Origin of the sequence: Aquirufa rosea (genome assembly GCF_004118285.1) — a bacterium.
Lineage (GTDB): Bacteria > Bacteroidota > Bacteroidia > Cytophagales > Spirosomataceae > Aquirufa > Aquirufa rosea.
This window is the reverse complement of record NZ_SDHY01000005.1, coordinates 183,119-199,282: the sequence shown is the minus strand read 5'-3', so window position 1 is coordinate 199,282 and position 16,164 is coordinate 183,119. Positions and strand designations below refer to the sequence as shown.

The window sequence follows — 16,164 nt, the reverse complement described above, 5'->3', positions numbered from 1 at the left end:
AATTAAAACAAAACTTTCCCTTTAGATAAATAATAAGAAACCGATTATTTTTTTTATTTAACTTGACTATTAACAAATTGAAAGAAAATGAAAAATCTATTCTCTACATTTCTATTGACACTTATTTCATTTTACACCTTTTCCCAAAATGAAAAGAACTCCGATTTAAAAACAAAAATTGAAAACATACTAAGTTCTAAGGGTGAGGTAATCCATAAAGAATATGAAGACTTTTTTGAAATTAAACCATCAAACATTGAATACATCGAATTTAAAAAACTAAAAGTGACTTCATTAAAATCCAATTTAAAGACATATGGATTATATATTTATGGTATGGAATTTCGAACAAATGGATTATCAAGAGACGGATATACTTTTATAGACCAAAACGAAATTGTTGGTTTGTATGATTTCTTAAACTTTGTTTTGGAAAAAGTAAAAAAAGTAGAAACTAACTATACGGAATATGTATTAAATACAAACGATTTACAGGTATCATTGTTCAATTCAAAAGTTGACCCCAAGAGAACATTTCCCAAAGAAGAACTTTCCTACAACTATTGGATATTAACATTTAATGTTGGAAATATTAATTCATTCCGATTTAAAGTAAAAAACATTAACGATATTATTCCTTTAGTTGAAAAACTAAAAGAACTTAAGTTTGAATAAAACTAAAAAGAGTAATGAATTTTAACAATAATGTAAGTTTGGGGAATGATAGGATATTTAAAAAACATTAAAACATCCAGAATAATATTGAGGTCTTAACAAGTTTTGTTTTAACTAATAATTAATCACTCAAATTCTCGTATCAATCAAATAAGATTAATAAAATAAAAAGTGAAAGAGGTTTTAATTATCGGACTAGTATTATTTTTATTTGTATATGAACGTGGTAAATATATTGTCCTTCTCTATAATTATCTGAAAAAGGTCTTATCAAAATCTTCAAATAGGAGTATTTTGGAAGATAGTGATATAAATAATTTATCACAAAAAGAACTTAATTATCAACATTACCCTAAAAATATCCAAGACAAACTTAATGACAAAGAACTTATATCTAAGTTAATTGATGAGGGGTATAAAACAGAATTTGATTTCATTAATCTTAAAGAGTTACATCAAAAATATTTCAATGAAAATCCGGATTCATTTGAAATGTTTGATAAACTTAAATTAAGAAAAATAAATTATGAGGACTTTGGTGAAAAAGATAAACCAGAGTATTGGTTAATTAAATTTGATGAACTTTTATTCATTTTCAATGGATATAGTATTTATCCAATTATTCAATTTTATTACTCTCAAGAAAATGACATTCGAGGTTTTGATATATTATATGTTCCAAAAGAGGACAAAATAACCTCAAATATAAAATTTATCGATTGTCATTCATCACCAATTTATTTGTCAATCATCAGAAAAATCTCAGACCCAATAGTATTAAAAAATTTAATTGACAGATATTCTTTTTTGTTACAAAGTAACATAAATGTTTATTATTTCATTCTTAAAAGTAGATTAAAATTCAAGGATAAATTATTAACACTTGAAGAAAAAAATGAACTTAATTTTTTTGTATATCTGTATTTAACATACAAGGGAGTATTGTCTCTAAATGTTGAAAAATTACTAGACAAATTATTTAACAGAGAGATTAAAGGATTTCAGGAGATAGTAAAAATCACAAATACATCAGACAAAATATTTTCCCAGACGGATATTTGTAATCTAATCACACAAAAAATTAAAAATATTCAGGATTTAACGGATTTCTTTAAAATTGCAATTTTGGAGGATTTTTTAAATAGTAATAGTCTTTTTGAATCCAGAAGTTTAAAGACAGATATATACAAATTAGACTTAGATTTTTATTATGAGAGTAGTATAAGTTCTTATCAAACTAAATTTAAAGATTACAACTTTGAGAAAAATTATAGAATTAATCTAAAGAAATTTAAAGTAAACTACTTACAAAATTTTCGGGAAAATCTAAGAAATTTTGAAAATCAAATTAGAATTGAAAAAGGGTATAATTTAATTGGGACATTTACCAATGAAACAATTTTATTTCAAAAATTGAAAAACTATTTTTCTGAATATCAAGTAGTTAGTCAAGGTTCTCCAAAATGGTTAGGGTTACAAAAGTTAGATATATACTTTCCTGAATATAATATTGGAATTGAGTATCATGGAGAACAACATTTTATACCAGTTGAATATTTTGGAGGAGAAGAAGGATTAAAAAAGAATATTGAGAGAGATGAAAGAAAATTAAGGTTATGTATTGAAAACGATTGTAAATTATTTGTTGTAGATAAAAATTACAACTTTGAAGATTTGTGTAAAAATATAATTCAAGAGATTAATAATCGAATTTAATTAGTTACAATCCATTCTCCTTCAATATTTCACTAACTCTAATCTCATATATTTTATCAGAAATATCTCCTTTATCCTTAAAATATTTTAGGGTTTTCAACTTGGATTCTACTAATTTGTTATCTAATGGTTTCTGAACTTCAATATCCCTTGGTGTATCCTCATTATTTAAAACCCCTTCCTCTATAAAATCAAACATTGATTTGAGTTTTGAATCATACACTTTAACATAATTTCTAGTCATTTCTAATCCTTGATGACCCATTTGAGAAGATAAACTGAATGGGTCTATTCCTATCATATTTGCAATTGTGGAATAGGTTTTTCTTCCTACGTGAAATGAAATTACAGATGATAGGGGAGGTTTTACCTCTTGGGGGGAATTTCTTCCAATTATTTTTCTAACAACTACAGGTTTTGAAATTTCAAGTATCTTGAATATCTCTTTCAAATGTTTGTTGCATTTTGTGTTGTAATTATCTCTTGATTTTTCATCTGACTTACAATTAAGTGGAAATAGAAATTGTTTACTTGTTCTCCCTTTTGAATACTTTTGGAAAATTGATTTGGAAAGGGGATTTTCTACAATATTTACGGGTTTTTGGGTTTTTTTCTGAATTATTGGGAAAACTTTTTTGTCAAAGTCGAAATTCTCAATTCTCATTCTTACCAAATCACTATAACGCAAACCAGAACTACAAGAGAAAAGAAACATATCTTTTACTACTTCATATGTTGTCCAAAAATTAAATTCACCCTCTAATGGTTGTGTCTCAATTTCAAATTTTTTATTCCTTTTTAATTTTTTATTTTCATCTCTTACTGAAATAATTTTTTGTTCTTTAATCAGGTAATCATTTCCATTCCAATTTTTGAATTTTGAAACGTCTAGTGTTTCACCATAATCAAATCCCTTATACGTGTATAATATTTTTAATTGGTCTAGTGTTAAAGATAAAATCTCCTTATAAGTTGTATTTAGATTATGTTTGTAATTCAAAGTTGGTGGAGAAATATACTTTCTTTTGAATGACCAATTCAGTAATATTTTTAACTGATGATAAACCTTTACACTTGTTGAATTGGATAGTTTTTTATTAAAAAGATATTCAAACATCAATTGACAAAAATCTTCATTTATTTCATGAATAAACAACTCTTCCTTGTAGGTATCATTAATAAAAGACTTTATTAAACCAATTCTATATTTGTTCGATTTGTAATCTGCAATCTGATTACCCAGTTTAATAGATTTCAGATACTCATCCATCAAAAATTGAATCGAATATGAGTTAACAGAATTTTCAATCTGAGTTTTTAAAACAGTTTTACTTTCGAGAATCTTTAAATTCCTTTTAACTAATTGACCAGTTGGTTCCAAGGAATTTGATTTTAGGTTGAAAATAACTTGTTCTACCTTTTGAGTGAATATTCTTAAAATTTCATTTTTCTCTATAAAATTTGGTTCAGATGATTTGATTGGGGAAGACAATTTGTTCTTTGTCCAATTCCTTTTTTCACACTTAATACCAATACTAAAATCTGTTTGTGTTGAATGATAATGGTATCTCAATATTACATATACATCCTTAGTGTCTTTAACTGGTTTACAGATGTAACTTAGTTTCATTTTGTAGTTGAGTTTGAAGGTCAAATGTAGTGACATTTTTCCACTAAATCGTGGAAAAAATCCATGAATTAAAAATATGAAATTGGATTGATTCGATATAACTATTTGATAATCAATGCAATTTTAGTGAAAATGTAGATGAGGTATGGTTCCGGGCTCTACCACTTCAATGATTAGAAAGACCCTGACGAAAGTTGGGGTCTTTTTTTTATGTGGTTGTAAGATAGATTTTGCTTAGATTTGTCAACTTTTCAAAAGTTGACAAATCTACCCGAAAATTGCGAATTTTGACTGCAATGGATAACAAGTAAACTGATTTAAACTAGCTTTTACTATGAAAATGAGTCGAAGGGATTTATTAAAGGCCTCCGGAGCAACTGCTGGAATGGCCCTGGTTCCAGAAATGGCACAAGCCCAAATGAACAAACCATCCAAAAATACTTTCCGATTGAGTTTGAACCTAAGCACCATCATGGGGCAGAATTTGGGTTTTATTAAAGAGTTAGAAGTAGCTTCTCAAGCAGGATTTCGCTCAGTGGAGATTTGGGTTCCCACCCTCGAAAAATATTTAGCTTCTGGGGGAAGTATCCAAGAGGCCAAAAAGAAAATCTCCGATTTGGGGCTTACAATTGAAAATGCTATAGGCTTTGCGCAATGGATCGTAGATGATTCATCTGTTAGAAATAAAGGAATCGAACAGCTTAAAAGAGAAATGGGAATGTTAGCGGAGTTAGGTTGTAAACGTACCGCTGCCCCTCCGATGGGCGCCACAGCCGAGCCAGGTTTAAACCTAAAAGCGGCGGCTGAACGATACAGAACCATATTGGAACTGGGAGATCAAATGGGGGTAATACCTCAGCTAGAGATGTGGGGGCACTCCAAAAATTTACATCGGGTAGCCGATGTACTGTTTGTGGCAGCAGAAAGTGGACATCCTAAAGCCAAACTTTTATTGGATGTTTTTCATATATATAAAGGGGGTTCGAGTCATGAAAGCCTGCATTTAGTAGGGGAAAACTCCATTGAGGTTTTTCATATCAATGACTATGTAACTAGTATTAAACCGGATCAAATCAAAGATGCCGACAGGATTTATGCTGGGGATGGGGAAGCTCCCATTGATAAAATAGTTCATGCCCTAAAACCTAGTGCACAGCCCGTGGTACTTTCATTGGAGTTGTTCAATAAACAACTTTATGCCCAAGATCCGCTGGTAGTAGCCAAGACAGGTTTAGAAAAGATGAAAGCAGTGGTTCAACGAGTAAATGCCCAATATAAAGTATAATCCCATCCATGAAAAAATTTAGTTTAGTTGCCATATTATTCTTAGGCGTACAATTTAATCCAATTGCCTCTGAACCTGCCAAAAAGCCTACGTATGAAAAACTGAAACTTTGGTATAATAAACCAGCTCAATACTTTGAAGAAGCTTTGGTATTAGGAAATGGTCGTGTGGGTGCTACTGTTTATGGGGGAACCGAGACTGACAAAATTCATTTGAATGATATCACACTTTGGTCTGGTGAGCCGATGGATCCATACATGAATCCACAAGCTTACAAACATTTACCAGCTGTTAGAGAAGCGCTAAAAAATGAAAATTATAAATTGGCCGATTCTTTGGTACGTAAACTTCAAGGTAAATTCTCGGAGTCTTATGCTCCACTTGGAGATTTATACATCGATTTCAAGTCGGGACCAGTTAAAAATTATTACCGTGAATTGGATTTAGATAAGGCCATTGCTTCCGTGAAATATGATGCGGGAGACCAAACTATTTCGAGGGAGTATTTTGTTTCCCATCCTGACAAAATCTTGGTGATTCATCTGAAAAGTTCTCAACCCAAAGGATTGAATTTTAATGTACGATTTGGTTCCCAATTGAAGTATAAATCTAAATCCACTATCAATCATTTGCATTTTCAAGGGGTGGCTCCCGTTAGGGCTGAGCCTAATTATGTGCGTAAAAAAGGCAATCCTATCATTTTTAAAGAAAATCAGGGTACCCGCTTTTCCGCTGATGTATTGTTGCAGTCGACAGATGGACAAGTTAGCAGAACAGATAGTACGGTTAGTTTAGCCAATGCTACAGAGGCAACCATTTTGGTTTCTTTGGCCACCAGCTTCAATGGATTTGATAAAAATCCCAATAGTCAAGGTTTAAATGATGATGCCATCGCTCAAGAACAATTACAGTTGGCCAGTCGCCGAACCGTAGTGGAGATGCGCGCTAGACACATTCAAGATTATCAGCAGTTCTTTAAGCGAGTTTCATTACGATTAGGAGGAGAAAGAGCTCCCGAATTGCCTACTGACGATCGATTGAGAAGGTATGCCAAAGGAGAGAAAGACCCTTATTTGGAAACTTTATACTTTCAATTTGGTCGATATTTATTGATTTCTAGTTCACGTACCTTAGGTGTTCCTGCTAATTTGCAAGGTCTTTGGAATCCACACATTCAACCACCTTGGAGTAGTAATTATACCATGAACATTAATGCAGAAGAGAACTATTGGTTGGCAGAAAACACCAATTTATCTGAAATGCATGCTCCGTTTTTGAGCTTTATTGAAAACTTAGAGAAAACGGGGAAGATTACAGCAAAAACATTCTATGATGCCCCAGGATGGACTGTTCATCATAACTCTGATATTTGGGCAATGACCAATCCTGTGGGGGATTTTGGCAATGGTTCTCCTAGTTGGGCCAACTGGTATATGGGTGGCGCCTGGGCTGCTACTCACCTGTGGGAGCATTACAGCTTTACCATGGATGAAAAATTCCTAAAGGAAAAGGCTTATCCTTTGATGAGGGGAGCTGCAGAATTTTGCTTGGCGATGTTGGTGCCAGACTCCAAGGGGAATTTAATTACCTCACCATCTACATCCCCAGAAAATAGGTTTATCACCCCAACGGGATATCATGGAGAGACAGCTTATGGTGGATCAGCAGACTTAGCTATGATTAGGGAGTTGTTTGCCGACTTAATTGAAGCAGATAAAATCTTAAAAAAGGATGCGGCATTCAGCCAGCAATTGCAAGATGCACTGAAGAAATTATATCCTTACCAAGTGGGCAAAAAGGGGAATTTACAAGAATGGTATTTTGATTGGGAAGATGTAGAACCTACTCATAGACATCAGAGCCATTTATTTGGTTTATACCCTGGTACACATTTGACTGTGGAGAATACTCCTAGATTGACTGATGCTGCTAAAAAGACCTTGGAAATAAAGGGAGATGAGACAACCGGTTGGTCTAAGGGTTGGAGAATTAACTTGTGGGCCCGATTAAAAGATGGCAATCATGCCTACAAAATGTACCGTGAATTATTGAAATATGTAGAGCCAGATGGGGTTAAGATTGAATATAGAAGAGGAGGAGGAACCTATCCAAACTTATTTGATGCGCATCCCCCTTTCCAGATTGATGGTAATTTTGGTGGAGCTGCTGCCGTTGCAGAAATGTTGGTTCAGTCCGATATGAATAAAATTTACCTTCTGCCTGCTGTATCAGATGAATGGAAAAAAGAAGGGGAGGTCAAGGGCCTAAAGGCCAGAGGAGGATTTGAAATTGATATGGCTTGGAAAAACGGTCGTGTAGTGAGCCTACAAATCAAAGGAGTGCCAGGAGGTAAGACAACTTTGATTTTTAATGGTAAATCTCAAGAAATAAACATTGCTAAAGGGAAGCAATTGAGAATATTGTAGAAAAAGTGGAATTAAGAATGTAGAATTTTTGCTATTAATTAATCTACATTCTTAATTCTTCCTGCTAAAGATTGATTTGAAATTGCCCCCAAATACTTCTTCCAACACCATTGATTCCCGAGCCGTGCATGCGGTAGTCCACATCTCCCAAGTTTTGAAGTTGTAGACTAATCTGCCAATATTTTCGCGCATAGGTAGTTTGTACGTTAAGCACTCCCCAACCTGCGGTTCCGCTTGGGTTCATTCGATTGTCCGATTTATCACCTGCGCTCAATCGGTCCTGACTTAAGGCAAAAACATGTTCAATTTGAGTAGTAAATCTACCTATTTGGAGAAAGTACTGCACAGACCCGTGTAATGGGGGAATACGGCGCATAGGCTCATTTTGCGTAACATTTTGTCCAAATACATAAGACAGCTGACCTTGCAAGGCACTTCGCGTATTAATGCGGTATAACCCAGACCATTCTCCTCCTGTTAGGTAACTTTCTTCAACATTTCTTTTTTCATACACGGGATATCCTTGAATAATTTCACTGGTTTTTACTCGTGTAATCAAATTGCTTAAGCTAGTTCTAAACAGGCTAATTTGCTCTCTGAATCGTCCATTTTCAAATTTGTAGCCTAGTTCCACATTCAATGAATACTCAGGTTTCAGCTGATATGCGGGTTTTTCATATCGAAAATCTACAATACCTAGGCTTCCCAAATCATCTAAATTAGGCGAGCGAAAGCCAGAGCTACTCGAAATATAAACCGTAGAATTGGAAGAAATAAATCGGCTAATTCCAGCTGTATAAACTAGCGCTTGATTGGAAACAATGCTTAAGCCTAGCGTGGTATCGGGTAAAGTGGCTTTTACTTGATGCCATCTTAATCCAAGTTCTATTTGATAGTTGGGGATTTGAATATGATGCAAGCTAAAAAGGGAGCTCTGCGCATACTTCGATTGGTCTGGGTATAAGCCTCTTAATGCGGTTATTTTTTGAGTATTCTGTTGTATATCAGTTCTCGAGCTGCCTACCCAGTCGTTGTACATTTCAAAACCAGAGGTGGAAGACCAATGTTTAGTCCATTGACTGGATATTTCTACGCTGGCACTTTGTGTATTGACTTGATCGGACTCGATTCGTAAAGTCGAACTACCATTTTTCTGAGCTCTTCTATTTTCCAAGCTGGTTTGGAATGCCCAAGTACCTGTTATTTTTTTTGCCCAAGATTTGTTAGTGCTGGCTATTCCTCTCCAATGTACCCTTTCGTACTGTTGTTTTTCCATCTCATGGATGGCAAAATTCTCCAGTACTATTTTATGATAGACAGGTACATGTTGTTGGTTAATACCTTGATAACCTAATTCCCATTCAAAATTTTGGCCTATTTGATGTCTAAATTTTAATTGAGAAGTGGATTCCTGATAGCCGCTAGGACTTTGTGCACCCAATTGATTTCCGCGAATTAAATCTCCGAATTTTTTAGATGAACCAGCCACCAAAAGTCCCCAATTTTTTTGACTGTATTGAACCTTGCCTTGGTAAGTGTTCTCCATGTCATTGCTCCCCCAGCGCTTTTGTAGGCCTATTTGCCATGTAGGATTCAGGCTAAATTGTGGCTTTTGACTATACAGATGGACTACCCCAGTTAGGGCATCAGATCCGTATTGGACTGCACCCGACCCCATGACGCTTTCCACTTTTTCTAACATGTAAGGGTCTATTGTATTGAGGTATTGATTGGGTCCATATCGGAAGGTAGAATTATTAAATCGAATACCGTCAAGCATGAGCAAGGTCTGGTTCCCTGTGAGTCCTCTTACAAATAATGAGCCTCCACCATGATTCGTTTTTTGGAGGAAAATACCTGGCATGTTCATCATCAATTCAGGAGTACTCCTTGCTTTTTTTTGCTTCAAGGTAGAATCTGTCCAAACTTGAGTGGAATAGGGTACTTTCAATGCTACTTGATTATTTCTGCTTGCACTAACTACAATATTTTGTAAAGTATCACTCAAAGCAAGTTGTGCCTTGAGTGATACCACTGGAAAAATTGAAGTAGTGATTAAAAAGGAGATTATTTTAAATCTCTTAATCTTCATCTTCTTCATTCGTATGTAAAATAGCAGCTCTGTGGGGTGCGGGCATTTCAGAGTTTTCACCTTTGACAGATTTCCAGATAATTTGATTTAAGACCAAATCAGGAATCGCATCCTCTTTGGAGAAATCTAGTTTTTCGCTTAATCGTGAACTTGCATTTTCTACGGTGTTTTTCTCGAAAATATCCACTTGTGGCGGGATATGAGTAAATGGTCTTAGATCCGCTTTGGAGCTAAAACACTTGTACATAGGAGTGGCCGCTGCATCGTATTGGCTCATAGGAGGAATTCCAAGAATTAATTCCATGGTTCTTAACATGGAGGAAGTAGAATAAGGGGTATGGTCTACATAGCCTCTTTTTACAAAACCACCAGCCACATAAGCCGTGGTGCGGTGCGCGTCTACGTGGTCAGATCCATTTTGGGCATCATCTTCTACGATGAAAATGGCAGTTTCTTTCCAGATTTTTGATTTAGAAAGATGTTCCACAAATAAGCCAATGGCATAGTCATTTTCTGCTACAAAAGCAGTAGGAGAATAAGACCCAATCCTTTGGCCCTCTGTGTGGTCATTAGGGAATCTCAAAGAATTAAATTGAGGCACTTGATTTTTAGCTAACAAGGCATCGAAATCTTTTTTCCAACGATTAAAGCGCAAAGTATCCATGATTTTTTGGTCGAAGGAAGGGAAATCAGGACAAAAATGGCCTTCAATGGAAGGAATATTCGGTTTAAAATCATCGGCGAATTCACCATAGGTACGATACGAAACCCCAGCTCTTTTACAATAGTCCCAGATAAATCCGTTTTTAGGATTGGCAATGGCTCTATTTCCTTCACCATCATATTTGCCTCCTCTTCCACCATAACCCGTTGGCCAAGTTTTCTCTAAGTAGTCAGTGGCGTGGGCAGAGGTGGACCAATTGTGTCCATCTGAACTTACTTCTCCATCCACATAAAAATTGTCTAAGAGGACAAAATCCTTCACTAATTTATGTTGGTTTGGAGTTACTTTTTCTCCAAATAAAAGCAAGGATAAATCGCCGTTTCCGCCTTTTACGTCCGCTAAAACCTGATCATAAGTACGATTCTCTTTTAGGATATAAAAGACATATTTGATGGGAGACTTTCCGCCTACCTTAGTAGGTATTGGATTCCCCTTTTCTCCTTTAGCCTCTAGTTCAATTTGCTTGTTATAAGGCGTATTGGTATAGACTGCCTTAGATAAAACGCCTAGTTCTAATGAAGTAGGTTCAGGAAATAAAGAAAGCGTACCTTTCATTAAACCTCCAATGTACTCCACCTTAGCCTTTTTTTCATTGTCAGCTTGTTGGTAGGTAACCTTTTGAATCTTAGCCAGCGGATTAGGGCCTTTGGGGTTGGCAAAAGAAGAAAACCCTTTACCATTGGCCACATACACTGTTTTTCCCACTACTTTGATGGCGGTAGGATACCAGCCCACGGGAACAAATCCCAGAGATTTAGACTTTCCAGGGTTTTCTACTTCAAAAACTGCTAGGCAATTATTGTCGGCATTAGAAATGTATAAACGCTCTTCATCTTCCGAAAGAGCTAGACCATTGGTAGAAGAACCTTCTAGAGCATTGGGAAATAAAGCCGCATTTAGTACTTCAATAACCTTATTCGTTTGAGTATTGATTACCGAAACGGAATTATCGTTGGCATTGGCCACAAATAAGGTTTTGCCGTCTTTAGTTAACAAAAGCTCATTTGGGTGATCTCCTACAGGAATGGCTTGGTCAAAACTCTTTGTAGTACAGTTGAAAGGTAAGATTTTAGCCCCTCCCCATATGGAAATGTATAATTTATCTCTATTGGGTGTTAAAACGCAGGTAAATCCTTCAGCAGGTAAAGCAAAGGAGTCATTGACTTTATTTTGGCGAACATCAACCAAATAGAGTTTATTGTTGTCCTTGGAAACCACATATAAAATCCCCCGCTCATCATCTAAAGCCATTCCAGTCGGAGAAATAATATCCTTGGCTTTATCGGTCAATGAAATAGAGCCTTTGGCAACTAACTGCCTATTGGAAATCTCAAAACGTAGTACTTTGTTATCATTACCTCCTGAAGCATAAACGGTCTTATTATCGGAAGAAATGGCTAGGCCGTACCATGATTTAGCGACCTCTAAGCTATGAACTACTTCGTTTGTTTGAGTATCGATTAATTGTAAACTTTGGACACTTTGGCCATTATTGGTAGCCACCATCCATTGTTTATTGGCCGAAACGGCTAGATTTAAGGGTAAATCACCTAAGGGCAAAGATTTTCCATGAGGAGATAGTTTCCAGCCATTGGGAAGACGGACTCTTTTTTTCTGTAAATCTTGTTGTAATTTAATGGTCCCTTGTGCTATACTTTCCAAGCTAAATACAAAGGAACATACTATGCCGAGGCACAGGCTTTTAGAGAAATGAATTTTCATAGTAGAAGGTTTTGAAAAAACAATTTACGAGCATTTTTAAATAAATTAATCCTGAATCTGTTTTTTAATAATTTAATAAAATGCCCAATTTCTTTAAATTTATTCCTTAGCGCTACAAATATTGATGATATGGTCATTACCCTGAAAGAAAATCCATCGTTGCGAGTTGAGGAATTTATAGAAATTTTAGAAAAATCAACCTTGGGTCAACGAAGACCCTTACACGATGTGGCAGCTATGCAAACCATGCTGGAAAATGCTAATGTTTATGTTGGTGCTTATGAAGGAGAGAAATTAGTGGGCTTAGCCAGAGGCATGACTGATGTCGTCTATACTACTTATTTAGCCGATTTGGCAGTTGATGAGGCCTACCAACATCAGGGAATTGGTAAATTGCTTTTAAAGAAAGTGAAAAACATGTACCCAAGAGCCAAGTTAATACTGCTGGCTGCTCCAGCGGCGATTGAATATTACCCCAAAATAGGAATGCGGCGACATGATTATTGCTTTTTCATCGATGATGAAAATGAAATACAATAAACGACTATTTGACTATTGCTAGACGCTTGGTGATCGACGTGCCATCAAGTCCTGTTGTACTTAAAAAGTAATTAGCAGCAGGCAGTTTGGAGGTATCAATATCCTTGAAAAAGACTGCCAAATAACTATCCTCATATACGACATTTCCTTTCATGTCGTAAATTTTTATGTTACCAGTCGACATGTTTTGCCAGCGAATGGTGATTTTATCCACCGCTGGATTAGGCCCTATACTAAAATCAAAATTTTGATCTAGACGAACAATAGGAATGCTCGAAAAGGCAAAGGCTCTCATCCCAGCTTTGTTTCTAATAAAGGGACCAGGGAATGGGGCCTTATTAAATGCGTAAAATTCACGGAAGTAATCAGGTAAATAGCTGATGATATCGCTAGGATATTCCTGATTCAAATTTAAGATGACCTTATTGCCCTCTACTTCAATATTGTCAATGTATTTAGCGGCACTTACCGCATTGATTCCGTCATAAAAGAAATTGTCTTTCATGATGCGTTTTTGGCTCTTTCCTGTGGGGTCAATAACCGTGGTATCGTTGGGTACAACCATGATTTGTCCAGGTTCAAATTCTAAGTACAATTTGCGAGTTTCATTTTTCGACTTGAAATAGGCCTTGACTATGTTAGGGCTGTAAATTTGCTTGTCCCAGGTACGTTTGTAGATTTCAGAAGAAATGATTCTAAATAACTCGAATCCACTTTGCCTATATCCATCATTTCCATAGTGCAGTCCGTCAAATTGTTTTGTTCCAACCGTGGCAAATGATTTGACGTAAGGGTCATTTGTGTATTGGGCTCTTTGGTTTTCTCTGACTAAGGCTGCTGGAGAATATTGGAATTCATATACATTGTTTTGCGGACAGAAAACATATTTAGCACTCGGGAAGTATTTTTTGTATTTGGTCTTTAATTGATCAAATTTCCACCACCAGTCAAATGGACTTCCTGCTGGTAAAGTGGATTCAGCTTCACCTTGGCGGTAAATAATAGCCTGTACCTTATCGATTACACCCGCTTTCAATGCCTTATAAAGCATGATGTTTCCCCCATATGGGGATTTTAAATCTCCATCTAATATGAGATGGAAGTCTATGGCAGAGCCTCCCGCAGCTGAGTTGATGAAACAAAACGGGATTTTTTCTGACTCAATCAAGTTTTTGGCAATTTCAGAAACCCAAGGCCCCACGCGAGCCTGATTGGAGGCTAATGACCACAAGGTATCCGATAATTTATAAGGACCGTAATTATCTGGAGGTTGAATAGCTCCAAAGGAACGCAGGTATTCCCCTTGATAAACTTTGTCGTCCATAGGTCCAATCCAGGCGTTGGACTGTCCAGTTACCAAGAATACATCTCCTGCCACGATGTTCTTTCTTCGAACTACCAGATTGGAATCTAAACCTATAAACTGATATATTTCAAGATCATATTCTGCTAACTCTGCATTAATGCTGACAGCATTTTTGTAGGGATTTATTCCTGAAAAGGCACTTTTGGCATACTTAAATAAATTCCCATTACGAAATACCTTAACAGAAACAGCGGTTACGGATTTATTGGTGATATCTGCTACGATAGGAACATCTGCCTTGTTTTTATCATCTCTTGGGTAAAAGTGATAGTCTTGGGGTAATTTATTGAATACAAAATCACCAATTTTCTGCGCAAATAACTCTGTTGTAAAGTTTAAACTTAAAAGGCAGCAAAAAACTAATATTCGGTGAATCATGGATTTGTTGTTACTTTTTGTTTCCCTTGGAGTAAATTTTCCACAAAGATATTTAGGAAACCAAGTACAAGATATTAATATTTTTAAATTTATTCATGGCTGTTCTGGGGATAGCCCCAGTTAATTATTTATTGGTGACGCTTTAATTTATGAATTTAAAGATTTGATTCGTAGGCTCATCTGCCTAATTTTACAGGATATACCATTGAAAACACCTTTGTTAATTCCTATTCGCATGAAACAAACTGTCCTTCTTTTCCTGGCATTGGTATTTTGGGGAATGATGGCATATTTGATGGGAACTATGGCGCTCGCCAATGGGCCAAACATCACAGATGATTTTTGTTTTGCCTGGGTAGGAAAGGAATATGGAATCTTGGGCGGGGCCTATCAATATTATATAGGATGGAGCGGCAGATATTTTGGAAACGTCATTCTGCATCTAAATCCCTTAATTTTCAGTCCAGATTTTAGCTATTTTAAATGGGGGACTTGGTTCATTCTCATCTTGGGATTAGCGAATGCACTCTATTTATTTAAAAACCTATTTCAAAAATCCATTTGGCATCCTCAAGTTATTTGGGCTGCGCTCCTATTTCAAGCTATTGGTTGGTATACCATTCCGGGATTCTATGAATGGTATTTTTGGTTTTCAGGGCTGTTCTATCCCTTGTCTTTCCAATTGGTAATCCTCTTTTTTAACTTATACTATTACGCTACTTCTCGATGGGTTAGAACCATCATATTACCCTTGGTTTTGTTTTTTTTAATTGGGAGTAGTGAGGTGACCATGATATTTTTTTCAGCGGTTTTTGGCTGTTTGCAGCTTTACCAGATCATTAAAAACAGAAAGATAGAACCGGAACTTTGGCTACTAGGTACAGTTTGGGTGATAGGTATAGCGATTGTGATTTTAGCACCAGGAAATACGGTCCGGGCCACCAAACATGTAGCTCTTATGGTGGGAATCTGGGATGCGGCGTTGAAGGCTTGTCAGCAGTTTTACTTGTTTTTAAAAGAACCTTTGTTTTGGTTAGCCAATGGATGGATACTCTTATTTGGCACGGGGAATAAACAGCTTAAACCCTATTCATGGAGCATTATTATAGGCATTGCAGGAATCATCGTTCTTGGCTATTACCTAAGTTTTTTACCGATTTCTTTGGCCTTGGATGAAACAGGTATTCCTAAAAGAACCCTAAGTCTATTGTTTATGTACTTGTTTATGGGCACGGGATACCTGAGTTATTTGATTCATCAACAAATCAATGTTTCTATTCCAATCAAAGCTCAATTTCCTGTTCAAATTGCTATAATGCTACTTATTTTGCCCAACATGCATTTTAGTAAAAGCGCCCGTTTAATGGCCGATGAAATTAGTTCGGGTACAGCATTTCAATTCGCCAAAGAGCAAAAAGCTCGATTCTTGCTCTTACAAAAACCTACACCTGAGGGAGTAGAATTACCTGCTATTCTAACCAAATCTGCTTTTTTATTTGGAGAGGAAATTTCCACAGATTCAAGCCATTTATGGTGTAAATGTATAGCCAGGTATTATGACAAAAAATTTATCCGTTTAAAAAACAATTAACTATAAATCAGGTTAAGCC

Annotated in this window: 10 protein-coding genes; 6 read left to right on the top strand and 4 right to left on the bottom strand. The window is 35.8% G+C overall.

Annotated elements, in window-relative coordinates; genetic code table 11:
- The first annotated feature begins 87 nt into the window (after window positions 1-87).
- Together ESB04_RS09430 and ESB04_RS09425 are read left to right on the top strand one after the other, a co-directional pair.
- Window positions 88-675 carry a hypothetical protein gene (locus ESB04_RS09430; protein WP_129027484.1) on the top strand — a complete coding sequence of 196 codons (588 nt, stop codon included), beginning with the start codon at window positions 88-90 and terminating at the stop codon, window positions 673-675.
- Between the two features lie 171 nt (window positions 676-846).
- A complete protein-coding gene (locus ESB04_RS09425) occupies window positions 847-2,391 on the top strand; it encodes a hypothetical protein (RefSeq protein ID WP_129027483.1) in 1,545 nt (514 codons plus the stop codon).
- A 4-nt stretch (window positions 2,392-2,395) separates the two neighbouring features.
- Here the strand turns inward: ESB04_RS09425 and ESB04_RS09420 are convergent, their stop codons facing one another.
- Window positions 2,396-4,021: a tyrosine-type recombinase/integrase gene (locus tag ESB04_RS09420; RefSeq protein ID WP_164969631.1), complete on the bottom strand. Its 1,626-nt coding sequence runs from the start codon at window positions 4,019-4,021 to the stop codon at window positions 2,396-2,398.
- Window positions 4,022-4,355: 334 nt separating this feature from the next.
- On the opposite strand from ESB04_RS09420, the gene ESB04_RS09415 reads away from it, so the two are divergent.
- Both ESB04_RS09415 and ESB04_RS09410 read left to right on the top strand, forming a co-directional pair.
- Window positions 4,356-5,306: a TIM barrel protein gene (locus ESB04_RS09415; protein ID WP_317127034.1), complete on the top strand. Its 951-nt coding sequence runs from the start codon at window positions 4,356-4,358 to the stop codon at window positions 5,304-5,306.
- A gap of 8 nt (window positions 5,307-5,314) precedes the next feature.
- Window positions 5,315-7,732 (top strand): glycoside hydrolase family 95 protein, encoded by a 2,418-nt coding sequence (locus tag ESB04_RS09410; protein ID WP_129027481.1) that lies wholly within the window; start codon window positions 5,315-5,317, stop codon window positions 7,730-7,732.
- A gap of 64 nt (window positions 7,733-7,796) precedes the next feature.
- Here ESB04_RS09410 and ESB04_RS09405 read toward each other — a convergent pair whose 3' ends face one another.
- Window positions 7,797-9,833 carry a TonB-dependent receptor plug domain-containing protein gene (locus tag ESB04_RS09405; RefSeq protein ID WP_129027480.1) on the bottom strand — a complete coding sequence of 679 codons (2,037 nt, stop codon included), beginning with the start codon at window positions 9,831-9,833 and terminating at the stop codon, window positions 7,797-7,799.
- Window positions 9,814-12,270 carry a bifunctional YncE family protein/alkaline phosphatase family protein gene (locus ESB04_RS09400; RefSeq protein WP_129027479.1) on the bottom strand — a complete coding sequence of 819 codons (2,457 nt, stop codon included), beginning with the start codon at window positions 12,268-12,270 and terminating at the stop codon, window positions 9,814-9,816. The genes ESB04_RS09405 and ESB04_RS09400 overlap by 20 nt, the downstream gene beginning before the upstream one ends.
- A gap of 129 nt (window positions 12,271-12,399) precedes the next feature.
- On the opposite strand from ESB04_RS09400, the gene ESB04_RS09395 reads away from it, so the two are divergent.
- Window positions 12,400-12,810, top strand: coding sequence for a GNAT family N-acetyltransferase (locus tag ESB04_RS09395; RefSeq protein ID WP_129027478.1), 411 nt, complete (start codon window positions 12,400-12,402; stop codon window positions 12,808-12,810).
- A 4-nt stretch (window positions 12,811-12,814) separates the two neighbouring features.
- On the opposite strand, the gene ESB04_RS09390 is transcribed toward ESB04_RS09395, so the two are convergent.
- Window positions 12,815-14,554 carry a T9SS type A sorting domain-containing protein gene (locus ESB04_RS09390; protein WP_129027477.1) on the bottom strand — a complete coding sequence of 580 codons (1,740 nt, stop codon included), beginning with the start codon at window positions 14,552-14,554 and terminating at the stop codon, window positions 12,815-12,817.
- Window positions 14,555-14,789: 235 nt separating this feature from the next.
- Between ESB04_RS09390 and ESB04_RS09385 the strand changes: the two genes are divergently transcribed.
- Window positions 14,790-16,145, top strand: coding sequence for a DUF6056 family protein (locus tag ESB04_RS09385; RefSeq protein ID WP_129027476.1), 1,356 nt, complete (start codon window positions 14,790-14,792; stop codon window positions 16,143-16,145).
- Window positions 16,146-16,164 lie beyond the last annotated feature (19 nt).

What these genes read in the sequence shown, in the direction of transcription:
- ESB04_RS09415 (WP_317127034.1), top strand. Translation starts at nt 4,356, where the DNA reads ATGAAAATGAGTCGAAGGGATTTATTAAAGGCCTCCGGAGCAACTGCT.
- ESB04_RS09395 (WP_129027478.1), top strand. Translation starts at nt 12,400, where the DNA reads ATGGTCATTACCCTGAAAGAAAATCCATCGTTGCGAGTTGAGGAATTT.
- ESB04_RS09385 (WP_129027476.1), top strand. Translation starts at nt 14,790, where the DNA reads ATGAAACAAACTGTCCTTCTTTTCCTGGCATTGGTATTTTGGGGAATG.
- ESB04_RS09420 (WP_164969631.1), bottom strand. Translation starts at nt 4,021, where the DNA reads ATGAAACTAAGTTACATCTGTAAACCAGTTAAAGACACTAAGGATGTA.
- ESB04_RS09400 (WP_129027479.1), bottom strand. Translation starts at nt 12,270, where the DNA reads ATGAAAATTCATTTCTCTAAAAGCCTGTGCCTCGGCATAGTATGTTCC.
- ESB04_RS09430 (WP_129027484.1), top strand. Translation starts at nt 88, where the DNA reads ATGAAAAATCTATTCTCTACATTTCTATTGACACTTATTTCATTTTAC.
- ESB04_RS09390 (WP_129027477.1), bottom strand. Translation starts at nt 14,554, where the DNA reads ATGATTCACCGAATATTAGTTTTTTGCTGCCTTTTAAGTTTAAACTTT.
- ESB04_RS09405 (WP_129027480.1), bottom strand. Translation starts at nt 9,833, where the DNA reads ATGAAGAAGATGAAGATTAAGAGATTTAAAATAATCTCCTTTTTAATC.
- ESB04_RS09410 (WP_129027481.1), top strand. Translation starts at nt 5,315, where the DNA reads ATGAAAAAATTTAGTTTAGTTGCCATATTATTCTTAGGCGTACAATTT.